Annotated in this window: 22 protein-coding genes; 6 read left to right on the top strand and 16 right to left on the bottom strand. The window is 49.9% G+C overall.

Features of this window, described 5'->3' with window-relative positions:
- Positions 1–39: 39 nt before the first annotated feature.
- Both IJ22_RS07875 and IJ22_RS07880 read right to left on the bottom strand, forming a co-directional pair.
- Positions 40–1668 carry a DHA2 family efflux MFS transporter permease subunit gene (locus IJ22_RS07875; protein WP_062408347.1) on the bottom strand — a complete coding sequence of 543 codons (1629 nt, stop codon included), beginning with the start codon at positions 1666–1668 and terminating at the stop codon, positions 40–42.
- 27 nt (positions 1669–1695) lie between these two features.
- Positions 1696–2331 (bottom strand): HlyD family secretion protein, encoded by a 636-nt coding sequence (locus IJ22_RS07880; RefSeq protein WP_062408348.1) that lies wholly within the window; start codon positions 2329–2331, stop codon positions 1696–1698.
- A gap of 171 nt (positions 2332–2502) precedes the next feature.
- Between IJ22_RS07880 and IJ22_RS07885 the strand changes: the two genes are divergently transcribed.
- Complete coding sequence (locus tag IJ22_RS07885) at positions 2503–2976, top strand: MarR family transcriptional regulator (protein ID WP_062410910.1); 474 nt, start codon at positions 2503–2505, stop codon at positions 2974–2976.
- Between the two features lie 51 nt (positions 2977–3027).
- On the top strand, positions 3028–3657 hold the full coding sequence (locus IJ22_RS07890) for a TraX family protein (protein WP_062408349.1): 630 nt from the start codon (positions 3028–3030) through the stop codon (positions 3655–3657).
- A 69-nt stretch (positions 3658–3726) separates the two neighbouring features.
- Here the strand turns inward: IJ22_RS07890 and IJ22_RS07895 are convergent, their stop codons facing one another.
- The 4 genes from IJ22_RS07895 to IJ22_RS27170 form a co-directional block, all read right to left on the bottom strand.
- Entirely contained in the window at positions 3727–3972 is a 246-nt protein-coding gene (locus IJ22_RS07895) for a hypothetical protein (protein ID WP_062408350.1), read from the bottom strand.
- Positions 3973–4045: 73 nt separating this feature from the next.
- Positions 4046–4399: a hypothetical protein gene (locus IJ22_RS07900; protein ID WP_145862508.1), complete on the bottom strand. Its 354-nt coding sequence runs from the start codon at positions 4397–4399 to the stop codon at positions 4046–4048.
- Between the two features lie 376 nt (positions 4400–4775).
- Complete coding sequence (locus IJ22_RS27165; RefSeq protein ID WP_418007098.1) at positions 4776–5153, bottom strand: translation initiation factor; 378 nt, start codon at positions 5151–5153, stop codon at positions 4776–4778.
- Positions 5048–5278, bottom strand: a complete 231-nt coding sequence (locus tag IJ22_RS27170) for a hypothetical protein (RefSeq protein ID WP_418007099.1) — start codon at positions 5276–5278, stop codon at positions 5048–5050. The genes IJ22_RS27165 and IJ22_RS27170 overlap by 106 nt, the downstream gene beginning before the upstream one ends.
- A 63-nt stretch (positions 5279–5341) precedes the next feature.
- Between IJ22_RS27170 and IJ22_RS07915 the strand changes: the two genes are divergently transcribed.
- The gene (locus IJ22_RS07915; RefSeq protein ID WP_054818597.1) at positions 5342–5653 is read left to right on the top strand and encodes a hypothetical protein; all 312 of its coding nucleotides are present in this window, start codon (positions 5342–5344) and stop codon (positions 5651–5653) included.
- 159 nt (positions 5654–5812) lie between these two features.
- Here IJ22_RS07915 and IJ22_RS07920 read toward each other — a convergent pair whose 3' ends face one another.
- The 8 genes from IJ22_RS07920 to IJ22_RS07955 all read right to left on the bottom strand — a co-directional run bounded on the left by IJ22_RS07920 (position 5813) and on the right by IJ22_RS07955 (position 14999).
- Positions 5813–7669, bottom strand: coding sequence for a sensor histidine kinase (locus tag IJ22_RS07920; RefSeq protein ID WP_062408353.1), 1857 nt, complete (start codon positions 7667–7669; stop codon positions 5813–5815).
- Complete coding sequence (locus tag IJ22_RS07925; protein WP_160327354.1) at positions 7662–9188, bottom strand: response regulator; 1527 nt, start codon at positions 9186–9188, stop codon at positions 7662–7664. Before IJ22_RS07925 ends, IJ22_RS07920 begins: the two co-directional genes overlap by 8 nt.
- Positions 9189–9351: 163 nt before the next feature.
- Positions 9352–10317, bottom strand: coding sequence for a sugar phosphate isomerase/epimerase family protein (locus IJ22_RS07930; RefSeq protein WP_062408355.1), 966 nt, complete (start codon positions 10315–10317; stop codon positions 9352–9354).
- Positions 10318–10346: 29 nt separating this feature from the next.
- The gene (locus tag IJ22_RS07935) at positions 10347–10823 is read right to left on the bottom strand and encodes a Gfo/Idh/MocA family oxidoreductase (protein WP_437438534.1); all 477 of its coding nucleotides are present in this window, start codon (positions 10821–10823) and stop codon (positions 10347–10349) included.
- Positions 10824–10841: 18 nt separating this feature from the next.
- Positions 10842–11684 (bottom strand): carbohydrate ABC transporter permease, encoded by an 843-nt coding sequence (locus tag IJ22_RS07940; RefSeq protein ID WP_062408356.1) that lies wholly within the window; start codon positions 11682–11684, stop codon positions 10842–10844.
- Positions 11681–12625: a carbohydrate ABC transporter permease gene (locus IJ22_RS07945; RefSeq protein WP_062410911.1), complete on the bottom strand. Its 945-nt coding sequence runs from the start codon at positions 12623–12625 to the stop codon at positions 11681–11683. The genes IJ22_RS07940 and IJ22_RS07945 overlap by 4 nt, the downstream gene beginning before the upstream one ends.
- A gap of 55 nt (positions 12626–12680) precedes the next feature.
- The gene (locus IJ22_RS07950; RefSeq protein ID WP_062408357.1) at positions 12681–13952 is read right to left on the bottom strand and encodes an ABC transporter substrate-binding protein; all 1272 of its coding nucleotides are present in this window, start codon (positions 13950–13952) and stop codon (positions 12681–12683) included.
- A gap of 24 nt (positions 13953–13976) precedes the next feature.
- Positions 13977–14999, bottom strand: a complete 1023-nt coding sequence (locus IJ22_RS07955) for a Gfo/Idh/MocA family protein (RefSeq protein WP_235594337.1) — start codon at positions 14997–14999, stop codon at positions 13977–13979.
- A 287-nt stretch (positions 15000–15286) separates the two neighbouring features.
- Here IJ22_RS07955 and xerS point away from each other — a divergent pair, with 287 nt between their 5' ends.
- Positions 15287–16372 carry a tyrosine recombinase XerS gene (gene xerS / locus IJ22_RS07960; RefSeq protein ID WP_054819846.1) on the top strand — a complete coding sequence of 362 codons (1086 nt, stop codon included), beginning with the start codon at positions 15287–15289 and terminating at the stop codon, positions 16370–16372.
- A 30-nt stretch (positions 16373–16402) separates the two neighbouring features.
- Here xerS and IJ22_RS07965 read toward each other — a convergent pair whose 3' ends face one another.
- Entirely contained in the window at positions 16403–17674 is a 1272-nt protein-coding gene (locus tag IJ22_RS07965) for a Stk1 family PASTA domain-containing Ser/Thr kinase (protein WP_062408359.1), read from the bottom strand.
- 201 nt (positions 17675–17875) lie between these two features.
- Positions 17876–19405, bottom strand: a complete 1530-nt coding sequence (locus IJ22_RS07970; protein ID WP_062408360.1) for a bifunctional ADP-dependent NAD(P)H-hydrate dehydratase/NAD(P)H-hydrate epimerase — start codon at positions 19403–19405, stop codon at positions 17876–17878.
- Positions 19406–19592: 187 nt separating this feature from the next.
- Between IJ22_RS07970 and IJ22_RS07975 the strand changes: the two genes are divergently transcribed.
- Positions 19593–19784 carry a hypothetical protein gene (locus tag IJ22_RS07975; protein WP_054819842.1) on the top strand — a complete coding sequence of 64 codons (192 nt, stop codon included), beginning with the start codon at positions 19593–19595 and terminating at the stop codon, positions 19782–19784.
- Positions 19785–19912: 128 nt separating this feature from the next.
- Entirely contained in the window at positions 19913–20854 is a 942-nt protein-coding gene (locus tag IJ22_RS07980; protein WP_062408361.1) for an aldo/keto reductase family protein, read from the top strand.
- The last annotated feature ends 12 nt before the right edge of the window (positions 20855–20866 follow it).

Genomic DNA, 20866 nt, shown 5'->3' on the forward strand with positions numbered 1-20866 from the left:
CGCCTCCGCTTCACGAGACTTTCAAGAATTAACCATACGTTAACCTTGCCGGGTTTGACCAGGAGCCGGAAGCATAATGACCTCCGTACTTGCTGCCTCTTCCCTTTCCGCAGTCTTTTTATCTTTTCGCACATCCTTCAGAAATACACACAGCAGCAGGGCGGCGGCCGAAATGATGGAGGTCCAGAAAAAAGCATCGTTGATCCCCATAACCGTGGAATGCATCTGGGCTTGTCCAGCAAGCTGGGAAATGGCTTGGACTTGTGCCTGTTCCAGCGGCAGGTGCGACGAATCGGCTATCTTGTGAACCAGCGAATTAAACGAATCCATAAAGGCTGGATTGGTTGTATCCATCCGGTTCGTATACGAAGCAAAATGGAAAGTCGACCGGTTGGTGAAAATCGTCGTAATCCAGCTTGTGCCAATCGAGCCGCTAATTTGACGCAGCGTATTGGACATGGCTGTACCGTGGTTGTTCAGTTCCTTCGGCAGCTGGTTCATCCCTGCGGTCATAATCGGCATCATCAACAACGACATCCCAAAGAAACGAAGCATATACAGAATCATAATAAAGTTATACGTCGATTCCATTGTCAGCTTAGTAAATTCAAATGTGGTGACGGTCGTAATGATCATGCCGATGATCGCAAGCGGCCGCGGGCCGACTTTATCGAATAAAGCTCCCGACACCGGCGACATGACCATCATGACCAGCGCACCCGGAAGCATAAGAAGTCCGGACTCCATAGGCGTAAAGCCTCTTAAGTTTTGCAAGTATATGGGAAGCAGAATCATCCCTGCGAACATGCTGGCTGTCAGAAGCACACTGATGACGGTGGATAACGAAAACATGCTGTATTTAAACACGCGCATATCCAGCATAGGCGTATCGGACTGCATTTGCTGCAGTACAAAGATGAAGATCAAAGCCAAACCGATAACAAGATAAGCCAGGACTGCGATATCCGTCCAGCCTTTCGTTCCCGCTTCCGTCAAGCCGTACAAAAGCAATCCAACTCCGGTTAAAGAGGTAAAGGTGCCGAAATAATCCAGCTTTATTTTTTTCGGTTCTTCGATATTGTTTAGCGTAAAAAAGGCAATGATAAGAACCAGCACCCCTAGAGGTATCATCCCCGAAAAAAGTAGATGCCAGTCATAATTTTGCACCACCCAACCGGATAATGTCGGGCCGACCGCCGGAGCGAACATCATAGCCAGCCCGAAAAGCCCCATGCCCTTGCCTCGCATCTCCGGAGGGAAGATATACAGAATCACACTCATGACAAGAGGGGAAAGCACTCCCCCGCCAACGGCCTGAATCAGACGACCGGCCAGCATAAGCGGAAAATTCGGGGCCAGACTGCATATCAGAGCTCCGAGCGTAAAACAGAACATGGCGATCAAAAACAACAAACGAACTCCGAACCTTTCGATTAAGAATGCGGATAAAGGGATTAAAATCCCGTTTACCAGCATATAGCCGGTTAAAAGCCACTGAATCGTATTCGTCGTTACACCGAAATCCGCTGTCATATGTGGAAGAGCAACGTTTAATAACGTCTGGTTCAAAATCGCCAGGAACAAACCCAGCATCAACACGGTCAACAGCGGGATGTGCCGGGAAATACCGTCGCCGCTGCTCTTCACGGCTGAGTTTTGAGCAGCCATATCGCTCCTCCTTTCCAAATCATTACATTATTTTTTGGTAATCTTCACTTCAGCATTCATCCCGGGAAGTACATTGTCCGAGTAGTTGCTGATCGATATCTTAATCTGCACTTTTTGCGTTACTTTCGTGTAGTTGCCGCTTGTATTGCTCACGGGAAGCAGCGAAAATACGGAATTCGTTGCCCGTCCGATCTCCTCTACCTTGCCTTTTAACGTATTGCTCGAATCACCGTCAACCGTTACCTCGACGTCTGAACCGATTTGAATATCTTTCACGTCGGTTTCGTCAATATTGGCTACGATATACAGCTTCTTCATATCGATGAGCTGGGCTAAGGTTTGGCCGGGTTGAACCATTTGGCCTTCTTTGGCCTGGTTTTTCACAATAGTGCCTTCGAGCGCCGGACTTACATTGACCGTCTTGGTTCCGTCACTCACTTGGCCCACAACTTTGGCTTTTGCGACCACGTCCCCTTCTTTCCCGTCCCAGTTAGTCAGGGTTCCTGCAGCCGGTGCGGACAGGTTTATGATATCCCCTGCGACGCGCGCATCCTCTGTCTTAATATATTGTGAGCTTTGAAGATAGTAATAGAAACCTCCCATAATCAAAGCAACGATGACGATAATGCCAATCAGATTGGCTGCAAACAAACGACCTTTCATAGGTTTTCTCCCTCCATGGTTTAATATATAAATTACTTTGTAACAAAGTATTTTAGAACAAAATAAATTTATCATAATAAAAAAAAGAATACAAATAGTAAAGTAATCCTGTATACTTAACTTATGTCATTTCATCGGGAAAGAAATTGGGGATGAACAAGGAAAATGGGAATGCGAGATGGAAAAAAAGATATGACCGCGCAAATCGAAGCCATGGATCATTTTAATGAAACATTCTTGAGATATAAAATGAAATTGCTGGATGCCCATCATAAAGACCCGCAGCTTCGTATGAATGGCACCAAATATCATATACTGATAACGATATACCAGCGCCAAAGCTGCATGGTAACGGATATTTCGCGGCATTTGCATTTGTCTTCGGGAGCTACTACGATTTCGCTGAATCAGTTGGAAAAGGACAATCTGATTGAGCGGCTGCGGAGCAATGAGGACCGGCGCACAGTCATGGTTACCCTCACTCCCAATGGAAAAAGGTTTATTGAAACGGTGCTGGACGTCCGAAACCGGCTGCTGGCCGAGATGATTGAGCCGCTTTCTTCGGAAGAACAAGATCAATTATTTCATATTATCGCTAAGATATCCCGACAGCTGGCCAAGAAGATCGCTTCCCATGAGCTGTAAAAGATATCCTAAACGCTTGGCCCGGGAACCAAAGTTGAAGGTGATACCATCATGCTGCAGCTTATTGCTATGACCACGATGCTGATTGACCATGTCGGGTACATTTTTTTTCCTCATACGGATCTGTTCCGCATTATCGGACGCATTGCCTTTCCGCTCTACTGCTGGTTTCTGGTCCAAGGCTATCTTCACACGAGCAGCCTGAAAAACTATATGCGGAGGCTGTTCTGGCTGGCCTGCTTGTCGCAGATTCCGTATTCCCTGGCATTCGATGATTGGGAATTAAATGTGATCTTTACTCTTTTGCTGTCGATCGTTGGCTTATATGCAGCGGATCGCATCAAGGATGAGAAATATAAAGCCCTGCTGATGGCCGGAGTACTGCTTGCTGCCCTGCTGATACCTATGGATTACGGGCTTTATGGGGTGCTGCTTGTTTTTCTTTACCGGTATTTTACCGGGTGGAAATTGATCGTTTATCATACGGCCCTGAACATGATGTTTATCGCCGTATATGGAACGGGCGCCTGGATTCAATTATTTAGCCTGCTGGGGACTTTTCTGTTTGCTTATCCTATCCCTAATTACCAGATATCCATTAAAAAATGGTTGTACCGCAGCTTCTATCCGGCGCATTTGTTCCTCCTGTTTATCCTCTATCTCTGGATGGAGCAATCCTAGACTCTCTCCTGCCTAAAGCAAAAACGGGTCGAAGAGCAGCAGCTCTTTAACCCGTTTTTGTTCATCTATTCATTGCTCTTCCTTATCTTTGGATTCGTTGACCAACCGGTCATATTTGGCATATCGATCATCCACTTCCGAGGCCATTTGCCGAAACCTTCTGGTCTCTTCAAGCACCGGATCAATCTGTGCCTGAATGCGGATCTCGGTTTTGATCGGCAGCCGTTTGCGTGCGGCCTCCTTCGTATCCTCCTGCTCCATTTGGCCTTCCGTCAGTTTTTGCGCCAATTCTTCCTCCAGCTTTCTGGAATTCATGGTTCTTCATCCCCTTTCGCCTTGTGTCAGATTCATCAAAGTCTTTTTATATCCTGTCCATACGAAAGAGCTGCTATAAGGCGGAGCCTGTTGAGCGGTTCAGCAGGAACGGGTCGGACTGTTTTTCCAGCCGGTGAAGCAGGACATATACCGTTGCCTGCTCCAATGGCGCCGCGATGGCGGCAGCCAGACCGGTCAGTCCTCCGTTCAGATGAGGAATCGTAAAAACGAACAAAATCAATAAAGCGACGGAGAACAGCACAGATACCATTTTGCTCGCCATAATCGGTTTGGTTTTCCCCAGCAGCATGCATTTCCCGGCTAAAAAATCGATCCAGGGAAACAGCAAACTCTGTATGGACAATAATTTCAACAGCATCTGAACTTCCTGCAGCAACGGCCCGTGCACGCCAAGAACACCTTCCAACAGCCATCTTCCCCCTGCATCCGATGAGATCGTCAGGAGAAAAGCGGGCGATAATATGGATAAGCAGGCAACGACAATCAAAACATTGCGGCGATCCGACGAATAAAATTGGATAACAATTTGATGGATGGAAGCACAAATAAAAAGGAAGCAAATGCCGCGCCAGCTCAATGCTTTGATGGTCCCTTCGCTCCGGAAGGCGTTTTTTGAGGGCGGATCCTTCCCAGACGGAGACCATGCATTCGATGATCACGCCGACCATAAAAATGACAGCCCCGTATCTTCCGTCATCGGTCCAGCCGTTCCGCGCCCAATGGAACATAAAACAAAACGATCCGAAGCACGTGTTCCCATCTCCATCCCCAATTATCATTGATCAATCAAGCTGTGGGCTGTCGTGCTCTCCTTCAGACCGGATCGATTTGAACGGCAGCTTGCTTACCGCTGATCTGAATCGCCGTTTTTTACGGCCTGCCGTGCTGAGATCCCGCAGTATATCCTCTAAAAGCGCTTTTCCCCTCCCCTCTTCTTTCCCTTGCGCCCGGACAACGAACATCACCGAATCGCCGGATTTCAGGATTTTCTGTGCCTGCTGCAATTTGGTCTCGTAGTCTTGCTCTTCAATCCCGGGTGTAAGACGAATCTCCTTCAGCTTGGGCACGCGATCCTGCTTCCGGGCTGCTGCGCCTCCTGCCTGGCCGCTCCTGCACCGATCAGCCTGCATGGCGGAGGACTGCTCATGAATGAGGTGCATACCAAATCAACCTTGAGTTTTTGGGCCATGGCCAGAGCTTTTTTCGTCGGGACGATGCCCAGGTCTTCCCCGTTTGGTCCTGTGAGGTGAAACTCGGAGGCTTTATTTTTTTCGTTCATGATCATTGTCAGCGCACCTGAACTTTCTCTATAATGAACCCATATTACCGTGTAAAAGGAGATTTTTCAATGAGTCAAAACGAACTTGAGCAACAAATCATTCGCAACTACCAGCGCGACGAGCAAATGATGATTCTTGTGTTTGCCCAGTGGTGCGTTAATCATGATCTCGATCCGGCCGCATTGTACCGCCGTGCCTATCCGCAGCAAGACGCTAATCCTTCGCTGCAGCAGGCGATCGCATTGACCGTGCCTAAAGAAGAGGCCGGCGAAATTGCCGATGAAACGCTGCTGGGCGTCTTGTCGCTTTTCGGTAATGATGAACTCGCCATGGTCGTCACTGAGGAAATTCAAAAGCGTCCGCGCGTCGCCAAAAAATAAGACCCAACCGATCGTCGGCAGAGCTTAAACGCGCCGCCCAATTCCATTTGTTCTCCTATCCGGGCTTGTCATTTCCGCATGCAAATAGCGCAAACCAAAAGTCTGCCAGGCCCGGTACCGGAACAGATTTTTGGTTTGCAAAGTGGTAAATGAAATCCATCAGATTTTCATGGCTTGTTTCTTGATCCGAATTTGAACACTCGTTCCTTCTCCCGCTTCTCCGGATGAACGAATGATCATCCGATAGGAGCAGCCATATAGCATTTTGAGGCGGGAATCCACGTTTTTCATCCCGTATCCGGAAGAGGAAATAATCTCCTCCTCCAGAACGTCGCCATTCAACAATTCCCGTTGTTTATTCAACTGCTCCACCGTCATCCCCACTCCGTTATCGGAGACATCGACGACGACCTCATCTTCTTCGAGATAACCCGTGATCAGGAGCAGACCCTTCTTTCTCAAACGCCGCATCCCATGGACAATCGCATTTTCGACAAGGGGCTGCATCACCAATTTACCGATCGTATATTGGGCTGCTTCATCAGCCAAATGAAGGGTAAAATCGAAGCGTTCTTCAAACCTGATTTTTTGAATTTGCAGATAGACGCGCACCATTTCAAACTCTTCGGCCAAGGTTATGGTTTCCCGGCCCTGGCTTAAAATCATGCGGAACAGCTTGGACAAGCCGCTGACCATCTCGCTGATTTTGGGCTGTTCATTCTCCTGAGCGAGCCAATGAATCGAATCCAGTGTGTTGTATAAAAAATGAGGATTGATCTGATATTCGAGAACTCTGAGCTCAAACAGCCTTTTTAAGCGCTGCTGCTCTTTCAAATTCGTCATCAATTCCTCGATTTCGGACGCCATCAGATTGAATTGATCTCCGATGATGCGGATCTCGTCGTTTCCCTTGAGCGAGATTCGCGTTCCCCACATGTTTTGACCGAATTTACGCATGGCCTTAATCAGCTGCCTGAGCCGTTGAGACAGTATTTTCGTCGCCCACAAGGATACAATCAATGCAAGAAATAGAAAAATCACATAACCGTAAATCAGTTTATTCCGAATTTCTTTCGTTTCTTTATGGATAAATTCCTTGTCAAGCCCGACAAAAAGATAGTCCTGCTGGTCCATCCGCATGAGAACGGTTCTCCATATGCGGCCGTTTAGGCGAACTTCCGTCAGCTTGGATGCGATATCCCCCGCTGCTTGATCGATCAGAGGGCCGGTGCCGCCCTGGATTTTCTTATTGTCGTATACCATCCACCCGTTTTCCGATGCATGGATCATGCCGAAAATCATTTGGCCGTAATAATTGTAGGTCTCATAGGAGCTGCGAACGGCGTCCAAAGAAAGATTCACAATAACGTAACCGATCATCTCGGTCGGCTGCGTTACGCCATAGATTTTACGCGCGATGGTGATCATATCCTTGTTTTTGATTAATGCATCGCTGACGCTCCATGCCAAACCGGACTGCTCCGCCGAGATCACCGTCTTAAACAGCTCGGAACGCTCCAAATCTTCAGGATAGATCCGGTAATTTTCGGACGTATTCAAATATACTTCTCCGTTCATATCGATGATGGCGATGGAAAAAATATTGTTCCAAACCAACCGGGATCTGGACAGCAGGTTCCTCATGGTGTGCTCGTTGGCGTATCTCTCCTGTAGACGCACATTTTCATCAAGCGGGCGGCCGGCATCTCCCTCCTCCATGGTTTTCTTGGCCGAGGCTAATATCCTCTGCACGTCGGGGTCAATCAGAATCTGGTTCGTCAAAGTGGTCACATCGTTAAAAATAGCCCGTATTTCTCTGCTTGCCGCATGCTCCAGCACATACAGCGTATTGTTCATTTCCGCCTCTTTTTGTTCGATCTGATCGGACATCAATTGGGCGATGACAGCAATCAACAGCAGATTCGGAACCGAAATGATGAGGATGAGCTTAATGAAAATTTTACTGTTGAGTGTGGTGTACCATCGAGAGAGATGTCTGAACAGCGGTTTAAGCATAGGAACCGGATTCCTCTTTGTAGTCTGATGGATTTTTACCGACCCATTTCTTGAAGTAGCTGCTGAAATAAAGGGGGTTCTCGTAGCCGACCTTCTCCGCAATTTCGGATATTTTCAGATCGGTGTTGTTTAACAGCTGCTTGGCTTTTTCCATACGCGTCTTTGCCAGGTACTGCATGCAGGAAAAACCGGTTTGTTTGCGGAACGTTTGCGTCAAATAATTGGGATGAAGCGAAACGACATCGGCAAGAGATTGAAGAGTAAGCGAATAATCGTGGTAATGCTGTTCTATGTACGCGGCTACCTTGTCAACAACATCCGAGGCTGCGCCGGTTTTCGTCACCGTACCGCGGCTGATCACGCAAGCTTCCAGCCACCGCTGCATTCGTTTGGCCGCTACAGCCATGGAGTGCCGGTGCAACTGTGGCAATGCGGGGCACTGCAGTCCCAGTTCCTGAAACAGTTTTTCCACGGAGACCGCAAGCTTATAAAAGCCTTGCAGCGCATGAGCGTCCCCCGCATTGCCCGCCATGAGCATCCGAAGAAATTGCCGCGCTGATAAAAGCGCCTCTTCCGTTCTGCCCGTGCCAAGCGCCATGCGGAATTTTTGCTCCTCCTCCAACGGATAGGAAGGTTCCCCCAAGGAATGGGCTTCCAATAGATCATAGGCTTGACTTACGGATTGCGGAATCCGGACAATGCCGCGAACAACCGTTCCCACGGCTGTGGCCACAGGAATGCCAAGCACCTTGTCGGCCAGAAGAGCAAAATTCTGAATGCTGTCGCATGAATTTGAGTCCGCAGGCTGAATGCCGAACACCAGCGTTCGTTCATCCTTAATCAAGACAAAGCCTTTGACGTCTCCGAGGACGGTTTCGCCAAACAGATGCTTGGTTCCGGTGCAGTACAGCAGCAAATCCCGCTGCGACAGCTCCGGCTCGCTTTTCTTCAGCCGGACGACGCCGCCGAAATACTCCCCATCGAGTGGAAAGTTAAAGCAGTCGGCATTCTCCTTTAGTTCCGCCATGGAAAGGAGCTTGCCTTCCAGCAAATCCGATAGAAGCTTCTCCCGCACATAGCTCTCTGTGTTGGCTCGTGACGGTTTGCCCGCGTGCTGTTGAGAGGCAAAGCGCAAACGCGCCTTCATGATGTCCTCTCGGATCGCGCATAAGATGCCATGCAGCTCTGCCGGCTGCACAGGCTTAGTAATATACCGGCATACCTTTAAATCTATGGCTTTTTGCGCCAGTCTGAAATCTTCATGACCGGACAATATCGCGCAGGGAATACCCGGATAACGTCTGTTCACCTGTTCGATCAATTCGATGCCGTCCATAAACTGCATATAAATATCCGTGATGATCAAATCGGGCAAAACCTTGGCTGTCTCGAGCCATTGCAAGGCCGTTTCCCCATCGTCTGCCGTACTCAATACGCGGAATCCATCGTTCAGCTGGGCAATGGCCCTCTCTATCCCTTTTCTGATTGCCTGTTCGTCTTCGACCACTAGAATGTTCATTTCAGACATACTCCCCTCCATTGTCAAAGACGGCGCAGCAATGGGCCAATCCCTTTCTCATTGCTGCGCCGTCCGTATGTCTGCCTGTACAGCAAACCAGGATCCTGCTTGTTTATTATCGGACATAATCTATACTATACAGGAAACGGGCAATAATAAATCATTAATTTGCCCAATACATTTCTCCAGTTGTCTCCGTAATCAGCACTTCTTCAAGAAAGCGGACCGCTTTGATAAAGCCTTCTTGTACGGACATGAGCCCGTCTTCGTGTTCGATGCTGATCGCTCCGGTATAGCCCACCAGCCGCAGGGTGCTGATGATCGCTTTCCAAGTGTCGGCTCCGTGCCCGTAGCCTACCGTCCGGAAGGCCCACGAACGGGCGGATATATCCTTATATGACTTCGTATCCAGCACGCCATTGAGTGCGGTACGATTAGGGAAGATTGCCGTATCCTTGGCATGAAAATGATAGATCCGGTCCTGGAGCGCCAAGATGGACGATACCGGATCCATGCCCTGCCAGAACAGATGGCTGGGGTCAAAGTTCACGCCGACCTGCTCTCCCCCGATATCGCAAAGCCGTAATGCGGTTTCCGTGTTGTACACCGCAAATCCGGGATGAGGCTCAACGGCAACCTTGACGCCGTGCTCACGGATAAACGAGCTCATCTCTTTCCAATACGGGGTCACCTTTTCCCGCCACTGCCACTCTACGATTTCCGCAAAATCGGTAGGCCAAGGGCACGTAATCCAAACGGGGCGCTGCGAGGTTTCCGATTCGCCCGGGCATCCGGAGAAGTTGACGACCGTATGGACACCGAGCCGCTGGGCCAACCTAATCGTGTTTTGAAAATCGCGATGATGCTCCTCGGCAACGATTTTGTTGGGATGAAGGGGATTTCCGTGGCAGCTCAGCGAGCTGATTTCCAGCTTGTATCGGTCAAGCAATTGGCGGAAGCGCTCAATTTCTCCCGGGTTATTCAGCAATTCCTCCGGCTTGCAGTGATGGTTGCCCACATAGCCGCCGGTTGCGATTTCCACGGTTTGAACTCCGCATTCGGCTGCATAAGCGAGAGCCTCTTCCAATGTTTTTCGTCTAAACAAGGTAAGGAAAACGCCTAATTTCATCGTATACTCTCCCTTCGGACACTACCGTTTTAATTGATGCTGTCGATGCGAACCCAGCTTTTCTTCGTCGAGGAGGTTTCAACGGCCTCCAGAACGATTTGATTTTTAAACCCGTCTTCAAAATTGGGAGCGGGCTGATAGCCTTTGGCGATCCCGTTCATCAGCTCATGCACCAGGTTGATAAACGTATGCTCATATCCGATAATATGCGCTGCAGGCCAATAAGCTCCGGCATAGGGGTGATGCTCTTCCGTGCAGTTGATCAGCCTGTACCCCTGTAATCCCGGCTCGTCGTCGGCAAAATACACTTCAAGATTGTTCATATTCTCCAAATCCCAGCGGATGGATGCTTTCTCCCCGTTGATCTCAAAGCGCTTGCCGTTTTTATTTCCGCCTGCGAATCGGGTCACTTCGAATGTCCCGAGCGCTCCGTTCTCGAACCGGGCGATAAAGACCGAGGCATCATCGACGTCCACCTTCCCTTTGGTGCCGCTTTTCCCATAAATTTGTAGCCGATGATCGTACTAATCCTTCATGGACCCGCTGGTCAAACCGCTGACAATAGATTGCTGCAGGGTGATAAAAATCAGGATGATCGGCAGCGCGGCGATGGTCGCTGCGGCCATGAGGTTATTCCACTCGGTTCCGTATTCCCCGATGAATTTATATAATCCCATGGTCAGCGGACGAATGGTTTCATTGGTCGTCAGCGTCAGGGCAAAAATAAAGTCTCCCCACCCCCACAGAAAGCAGAATGCGCCAACCGTCAGCAATCCAGGCTTTACAAGCGGCAGAATGATCCGCCAAAAGGCGCTGAATTTGTCGCTGCCGTCAATCAATGCGGCTTCTTCAAGCCCCGAGGGAAGCGCCAGAAAATAAGGCCGCAGCACGAGGATCGCAAAAGGCAGCGAATGCGTCGTGTTGGCCACGATCAAAGCGGGGAAGCTGTTGATCAGCTGCATTTTGGAAAAAGCGATAAACAAAGGCATCGCGAGCATAATGGTCGGCAGCATTTGGGTCGCCAGGAGCAGAATCAGGATCGCGGCCTTTCCCCACATGCGTAGGCGGGCCAAACCGTAGGCCGCCGGGGCGGCCAGGATCAGCGTGAGCAGCATCGTGCCCGATGCAATGATAAAGCTGTTGCCGATATACCCCAGCATGGAACGGTTGGATACAAAATTATCGGTATAGGCGGCAAAAGTGAGCTCATGAGGGAACATATGAGGCGGGTTGGCAAACAATTCCCCCATCGGCTTAAGCGACGTAATGATCATCCAGTACACCGGAAACAAAAACAGCAGGGTGACCGCAGCTCCGATGACCGTAAGCGCGTATTCTTGTTTGCGGTATTTGGCATGCGCGCTCAATGATGTTCCTCCTTTCGCATCATCCGCAGATACACAGCCGACAAAGCCATCAGCACAAAAAACATGATGCTGGATACCGCGGCGCCCAAACTAAATTCAAAGTTGATGAAGGCCAACCGGTACGCATAAAGAGGAAATACGGTAGATGCGTTAACGGGACCTCCTCCGGTCATAATGAAGATCAGGTCAAATACTTTGAAGGTGTAAATCAGCCCGAGCATGAGCAGCACCAGAATCGTAGGCCTCATGAGCGGCAAGGTAATGTCGCGGAACTGACGCCAGCGCCCCGCGCCGTCGATCCTGGCTGCTTCGTAGAGATGATCCGGCAGGGATTGCAGCCCGGCGAGCAGAATGATCATATTAAACGGTACGCCGATCCAGATATTCGCGAGAATCGTGCCATATAATGCGGTTTTTTCCTCCGTGAGCCAGAATCGGTGACTGTCGATCATGCCGAACAGCTGCATTAGATAATTCATCACGCCGTGGTCGCCGGCCAGCATCCATTTGAATAAGGTCGCTGTAATGACAATCGGCATCATCCAGGCTAACAGCATCAGCGAACGCATCATACCGCGTCCCGGAAACCGGAGATTGAAAAATAAGGCCAATGCAAAACCGATCCCGAATTGGAAAACGATGCTCAGCACCGTGAAAATGGCTGAATTTTTAAATGAAACGGCAAACACTTCATCCTGAAAAATCGTTTTGTAATTTAGCAGCCCGACAAAATCGTGTTCGCCTCTCAAATTCATCAAGGTGACATTCTGAAAGCTGATCAGCAAATTGTACAAAATCGGAAACACAAGAAAGATGACCATAAACAATACGCCGGGCAGTACAAATACATAATTGGCCAGGCGGTTCCATAAGCTGCGCAAGCTTCTTCGGGAAGCATCCGGCACACGTTCGGTTGAAGCAGGTGACAATTCTCTCTCCATGATCTCCCCCATTCCCTGTGCAAGAATGAAGCCGTCCGGCTCCACCCCTTACCTGTTATTGAAGAAGCGGTTTGATTTTGGCATCCGTTTCCTTCACCGCGTCTTCCGGCGACTTCACTCCCGTTAACACCTGCTGAATCATCTCCTGTATCGCATCTGAGATTTTCGGATAGTTCGGTCCGTACGCCCGTGCCTTAGCGACATTCATGCCGTCGGCGAATATTTTGAAATACCTGTCGCCTTGCCAATAAGGATCCTGTATGAAATCCCTGCGGCTTGGTAGTCTGCCCGCCGCCTTCAGGAAATTTTTCAAATATTCTCCCTGGTTGGCGAACTTCACAATATCCCAAGCGATATCCTTATGCTTCGACGTCGAGGTAATCGCCCAGTTTTCCCCGCCGAGAATCGTGCCACCTTGTTTGTTCACAGGAAGCGGGACGATATCCCATTGAAATTTGGCCTCCTTTTTCAAAACCGGAATTTGCCATGTCCCATTGACCATCATGGCCGTATTTCCTGCAGCAAACTGCAGCATTGAGGCCTGCTGATCTTGTCCAAGAATTTCCTTCGACATGGCGCCGCTGTCAAGCAGCTCTTTCCAAAGCTTAATCGCCTCCACCGTTCCCGGACTGTTGAAATGGGTCACATCCGAACCGGATTGCCACACAAAAGGCAGGAACTGAAACGTTCCCTGTTCGGTCCGCACAGCGGAAACGCTCATGCCGTAAACGCCTTGCTTCGTCAGCTTCTTGGCGGCATCCAGCAGTTCATTCCAATCGGCCGGAGGCTTCACGCCCGCCTGTTCCAGCATGTCGACGTTGTAATAGAGCGCAAGGTTATTGCTGCTGTTCGGAACGCCGTAATTTTTATCCTTGTAGACCGTCGAGGACCACGGGCCGTCAAAGTACTGGTCGGCTTGCCCCCACTCCTTGACTTCCGCCGTGATATCGGCCAGGACTCCCGCTGCGGCGAACGCCTGATGATCCGGGTTGTCAATCCATACGATGTCAGGAAGCTGTCCTGCGGCGGAGCCTAACAGCAGCTTATTTTTCAAATCGCCGAACGGAACGTAAGTACGTTCGATTTTCACATGAGGATTCGCTTTCTGGTAATCGTCGATGACCTTGGTTAATGCTTCGACCATCTCATCGGAACTCATATAATCCCACCAGGTAATCTTCACCGTCTCGCCGTGTTTGTTAGTTTGTCCGTTAGGCGCTGTTGTCCCTGAAAGGGCAGTCGATCCATCCCCGGTTGAGCCGGGATTGCATGCGGTGGTGAGTCCCAAAACCGATACGATGGCCGCCAGCCTGATTTTTTTCCACATGGATAACGATCCCTCCCATACCTGTTATCGTTTTAAGTCCCGCAAAAGACTGAAATCGGCCAGACGAACCGGCATTCCGCTTTTCGCCGACTGAATCGCCGCACAGGTCATCTCGAAGCTGCGAATATTATCCTGAATAGGCGTTGCCGGAATACGGGATTGCCGAACCGCCGTTACAAAATCATCGAGAGACGACGCTCTGTCTCCCAGCTTTGCAGGGATTTGATCAATGACACGGCATACGGCGTTCTCGGGAGCCTCCCCTGTCCAAAGCGTGATTTCATCATTGATCATCTCGATCGCCCCGTGATCTCCGACAATGCGAATGTCCCCGTTCCAGCTCGTTTCCTTTCCCCGGGAAACCCAGCTTCCAAAATAGTGCACCTGAATTCCCCTTTCCAGCTGCATGACCACACTGGCGGACGGATTGCCGCTGAACCAGCTCCATGAAGGCCGGAAGCTATGCGCCAGGATCTCTTCCGCTTCCGCCTCGAGCAAAAACCGGATGATATCAAAATGATGAATGGCCATATCCTCCAATAAAATTTCGGAATAGTTATCCCGCCACCCGCCGAATTTCATGGCCTTTCGGAATTCATATTCCACATAACCGACAGATCCGATCACTCCCTCGTTCAGAAGCTGTTTTACGGTTTGAACAGGGGCTCTCCACCGGTAATTTTGGCTTACCGCAATCTGTTTGTTGTACCTTCGGCTGATTTCAAGCAGTTCTATCGCTTCCTCGTACGTATGGGTCATCGGTTTTTCCATCAATACATGAAGCCCCGCCTCCAACGCTTGAGCGGCTAGAGCTTTGTGTGTCTGCGGCGGGGTAACGATTAATGCGATATCCGCTTTGATCTCCCGGAAGCCGTCTTCCGGCTGATGGAACAATCGCTCTTGCGGCAAACCGGTGATTTGAGCCGCTTGGGCCAGATTGTCCGGCATGATGTCAACCACCGCAGCTAACTCCGCCGCCCGGCAGTCCTTCACAATTTGGAGCCACGATTGTCCGAATCCTCCGGCTCCGATTTGAATCATCCGCATGATGCCCACGCAGGAGACCTCCTTTTTTCATTCGAGATAAGCGCTTACATGAAAACTATATCGAATCATCGGGAATCCATGAATCCAAAATATTAAGGCAGCATATATAAATATTTAATATCTTAGCACTTAGCAGCGAAGGAACGGCTCATCGGCACTAAGTCGGATTGCTTTGAACCCCTCTCCCCTTGATGTTATGATAATAGGACAAGTAAGAACATGAATTTTGTTTACATAATAATCATTATGTAAACCATAATAACCCGCTGCCAGAGGTGAGACGCTTCATGAATATCATTAAAATCAAAGACCGCAACGAGCTGGACAAAAAGGTACCCTTGATGCCGTGGTATGTGGAAAAATTTATTAACTATAAATTACCTGACCTTTCACCATCCTCGCTGCTGGAATATGTACGGGACTATGAGACGTTTTTTTCCTGGCTGATGGCGGAGGGACTTACTTCTGCTTCATCTATTCGGGAGATTCCGATTGAAGATTTGGAAAGGCTCCATATGGACAGTATCGATAATTTCAAAATGTTTCTGTCCTCCCGTAAAGAGAATGCCAACGGAAAAACAACCATTTCCCGCAAGCTTTCTTCTCTCCGTTCGCTTTTTCATTATTTGAGTCAAATTGCGGAGGATGAGAATTTCTATCCTTTATTGAAACGGAATGTCATGGCGAAGGTGGAAATCAAGCGGACGCACAAGCCGAAGGATTCCGCGGCTAAACTCGAAGGCAAGCTGCTTCAGGAGGCGGAAATCGCGGAATTTATCAGGTATGTCCAGCAAGGATACGGACAGGATGTCGCCAAAAACAAGCAGGCTCTCTATTTTTACGAATTGAACAAAATCCGCGATGCGTGCATCATCAGTTTAATTCTGAATTCCGGACTGCGGGTATCCGAAGTGGTCAATCTGAATGTGGACGACATCGACCTGAAAAAAAAGCTGACCTATGTTTACCGCAAAGGGAAAAATGACGATACGTTCAAAACGCCGGTTTATTTCCGTCAGGAAGCGATCGACGATCTCACAAAGTATATGGAACTGCGCCAGACGCAGTACAAAGCGCCGAAACGCGAAAAAGCCCTCTTCCTTGCCGTGGCGAACGGCAAAAAAGAAGGCGAACGAATGACGAAGCGCGCCATTCAGGAAATGGTGATTAAATATGCCAAACGTTTCGGGAAACCGTATTTGTCCGTGCACAAGCTGCGCCATTCCTTTGCGACGGATTACTATTTGCGCAATGATTTATACAAGACACAGGAGCAGCTCGGCCATGCATCCCCCGAAACGACTCAAATTTATGCGCATTTGACCGACAAAACAATGGCCGAAGCCATCGATAAAAGGCCCGACGGCGCTTAATCTCCGGCGCTGTATGAGTGGATTAAACCGTTAATTGCCTCTGCTGACCCAAAAGGTGATGCGCTCCCCTTTATTCACTTTGCGACCGGGCTCCAAGTCCTGCTTAAACACCGTTTCGGCAGGACTCTCATTCGGCTCTATGAAGAATTGGTATCGAAGACCTGAAGCCAGAGCCTGCTTCTCCGCTTGTTGTTTAGTAAGACCGATAAGGTTAGGCACAAATACAGGCCCGTCGGAGGAAGGCGGCTCTTGCGCTGCCTCGGGAGGTTCCGCCGACGTTTCCTGCTCATCCTCTGTCTGCGTTGACTTTTCCCGCTCATGCTCTGGCTCAGGTTCAGATTCGGTAGGAGCCGGAGACGTATTTAATGCAGCATCCCTTTGATTCGATTGACCCGCAATCGTAGGATCCTGTTTATCCGGTCCGCCCAGGCCGAATAGAAAAATGAGGAACAGTATGGAGAATCCTGCCACTGCGGCTCCAATCATCAGCTTGGCGCTTGCGCGCCACAAAAAACCTCTTTGGCGCGGCTCTTGTTCTTCGTCTTCCTCCATGTCGTCGGGTTCTTCATATTCATTCGGGAACGACTCTTCCATCGGCTGCGTTTCTTTAGTCCAAGGCTCCTGCGCTGCATTCTGCAAGCTAAGAATAAAGGAAGACAGCGTATTTTGACCGTTCCATGCTCTTCTCCAGGTCATCATGAACATTTCACGGTAGCTCTCCGGCATGTCTTTGAGCGCGGAGCGCAGCGAATGCTCGGCAGCTTGCAGCGAATCCGGCAGCGTTTCGGAACGGGTCATCAGCTGATAGAGCAGCCCGGCCAAGCCCTGAACCCCCCGCTCCGCAGGCTCCCCTTTTTCCCAATAGTTGATCATTTGCAGCTGTCCGTCGTCGCCGATCCATACATTGCTCGAAAGGACGGAGAAACCGGAAATCCCGTGCTCCATCGCATCCTGTAATCCTTTACCAAGCTCAAATACCATAGCGATGATCTCGCGGGTGGAAAAGGAATGATGCTTCAAACCTTGGATCAGCGGTTTGCCGGCAAACGTTTTTAGCGCTGCAAAAATACGCTGGTTCTCAATGCCTACGTCGAGAATATGAAGAAACCGGCTGTCGTTGAACATGGCCACTTGTTGGAGCAGCTGAAGATATGCCTGTTTATGCTTTTCCCCCCGGCTTTCCACGACAAAAATGATGATTTCTCTATTTAAGGACAAGTCATTTCCGCTGTATAAGATACCGCTCCGCATCGGAACGATCGGCTTCAGAAGCTCGTAACGTCGGTTGATGCGTTTCTCCATGAAAACCTCCTGCAAAAAAATAATATTTCAGTTAAAAACACGAATGGTTCTTCATCGAACGGGTTTCGATCAATCAAAAACTGTTCTTATAATCATTCGGATAAAATGCCGATTTTCAGAGGTATGCTCATGATTATCACTTATTAATTAATGTCATAAATGATTTATATGGTTTATTTTTAGATTAATTAATGATTGAAACTATAAATTTTCGACAATGTCGCCGGCAATTAACGACGCCGAATGACAGCGTCTTTGCACCGCACGATCTCCCGCAGCTCCATGCAAGTAAACACCCAGAGCCGAGGCCTGGGCAGCTGTATATCCTTGCGCCAGCAAGCCGCTGATCAGCCCTGCAAGCACGTCGCCAGAGCCGCCTGTGGCCATACCCGCATTGCCGGTAGGGTTTACGTAGACTGTGCCGTCCGGCGTCGCTACGACGGTCCGGGCTCCTTTAAGCACGAGAGTAACATGGTACTGAACCGCATAGTTTCTCGCGCAAGAAATACGGTCCTGCTGGACTTCCGGGACGGATCGTCCGCATAGCCTTGCCATTTCTCCGGGATGCGGCGTAAGCACAACCGGGGATTTCCTCCGGCTCCACGAATCAAAATCGGCCGCCGCCGCGATCATATTCAATCCATCCGCATCAATCACGAGCGGGCATGCCGTTTCCTCCCAAATCCTGCGCACAAACCGGTCATCCTGCGCAAACCGTCCTGTGCCCGGACCGAACAGCATCGCGTTCTTTTTTTGTGCCATCGCAATAAGCTCCTTGGGATCGGCGGCCCTCCAATCCCCATGCTGTTCATCCGCAACCCCCTGAAGCATGACTTCAGGGAGATGGCCGAGCAACGGCTCCACCATACTCATCGGAAGCGCCCACGAAACAAGTCCTGCGCCGCTGCGCAGCGCCGCTTTGGCGGACAGCAGTCCTGCGCCGGCCATTGCCCGGCTGCCTGCGGCTACCAGCACATGACCGAAAGTTCCTTTATGTGTATCGGACTGCCGGTGCCGATACTCGTTTAAAGCGAGTTTTGCCGATAGAAGCGGCTCCTGTATAAGATAGGTATTAACGTTCATCCGATCCGCTATTCCCTGCGGAATTCCGATGGATCGTACAATCACGGTGCCCGCCTGGCGGACGCCGGGATACTGCTCTAACCCGCGTTTGGTAAACGCCAGAGCGACCGTACGATCGGCACGTATGCATGGCGTGTGGATTTGCCCCGTATCTGCGTCAAGACCGCTTGGAATATCGATCGAGATCACCGGGCGTCCGGATCGGTTGACTTCCTCTATCAGCTTGGCGTAAACGCCGCGGGGTGCTCCCCTGCTTCCTGTTCCGAGAAGGGCGTCGACCACCGCGTCATATAATTCCCAGTTTATTCGTTCTTGCTCGCTATATATATAATGGGGCAGCCCCCATTTGTGTGCAATTTGACTTTGAAGCGCCGCTTCTCCTTGAAACCGGTCCGGAGATTCGGCATAGATGAGATGCACCTGATAACCTGCTTCGCTCAAATGGCGGCCTGCGACGATCCCGTCCCCGCCGTTGTTGCCCTTACCTGTAAGGATGGCGATGCGTCCGGGACGTCCTTCCAAAAAGGAAATGACCTCTTCCGACACCGCCCGGCCCGCGTTTTCCATAAGAACCATGGCAGGCATTCCGATGTGATCGATGGCATAACGGTCAATCCGTCTCATTTCTTCCGAGGTAACGATATGCATGGGGTGAATCGCTCCTTATCGCAGCTTATCTCTGCAATTATAACACACCGTGGAAACCGCCGCATTCGGCCCTTATAGAGTTTACATAATAAATAATATGTAAACTAATTGATTCCTTCTTCCATCCGTTCACTCCATCTGCTACCATGGTGCTTGTAAAACATGATGAACCAAGGTGGGACATGCGATGAGAACAGAAGATCAAATCAGGAGAAAGCTGAATGAGTTTGTTATGCAAAGGAAGTCCCTTCAAAGCCGTCTCCAGGCTGCAGCGGATGACGCCAAGCCGGCGCTCCAATCCGAGCTGAATCATCTTGAGGATCAAATCATGCTGCTCGAATGGGTATTGAACAAGCCGGTCGGAAGCTATCACATGTGAATCACCGGATTTACCGTCCTACTTACCCGAAAGTAACTTATACACACCTATTTCACTACTTATCATCTTCATTTCGTTCGTATATAATGGCATTGTTATAAAAAATATGCGGTCAGGAGGTACGAAGAATGAAGTATCGGAAATTGGGTAGAAGCGGATTGAAAGTGAGCGAAATCAGTTTGGGCAGCTGGATGACGTACGGAGGATACGTGGAAAATGAAAAAGCGGTCCGTTCCATCGAGCAAGCCTACGATTTGGGCATAAACTTCTTCGATACGGCCAATGTATATGAACGCGGCGAAGCAGAGAAAGTAGTGGGACGAGTCCTCAAAGCGTACCCCCGGGAATCGTATGTGCTGGCCACCAAAGTGTTCTGGCCCATGGGTGAAGGACCGAATGACCGCGGCTTGTCGCGCAAACATGTGATAGAACAGTGCCATGCCAGCTTGAAGCGCCTCGGTGTCGATTATGTTGACCTTTACTACTGCCACCGGTACGACCCGGAAACGCCGCTGGAAGAAACGCTGCGAGCGCTGGACGATCTGGTGACCCAAGGAAAAGTGCTCTATGTGGGCGTCAGTGAATGGACTGCGGCGCAAATGATCGAAGCGCTCGGTATAGCAGATAAATATTTACTTGACCGAATCATCGTCAATCAACCGGTATACAACATGTTTAACCGTTATATCGAAAAAGAAATCATCCCTACAGGCCTGGAAAAAGGGATCAGTCAAGTGGTCTTCTCCCCTCTTGCACAAGGACTGCTCACAGGTAAATATCGTCGGGGCCAGGCGATCCCCGCAGACAGCCGTGCAGCAAGCAAAGGCTGGGAGGAAGGCCGCATTCAAGAAAATCAGCTGCTGAAAGTGGAGCAGCTGGAATCTGTTGCCGCCGAGCTTGGCATCAAGGTTTCACAGCTGGCTTTGGCCTGGATCCTCAGGCAGGACAACGTGGCGAGCGCTCTGGTCGGAGCGAGCCGTCCGGAGCAAGTCGTGGAGAATTGCGGCGCTTCCGATGTCGTGCTTACGCAGGATGTGCTTGATCGGATAGAAACCATTTTGCAGGATTAGGAATGTCCGTCA

Source organism: Paenibacillus naphthalenovorans (assembly GCF_001465255.1).
GTDB lineage: Bacteria > Bacillota > Bacilli > Paenibacillales > NBRC-103111 > Paenibacillus_G > Paenibacillus_G naphthalenovorans.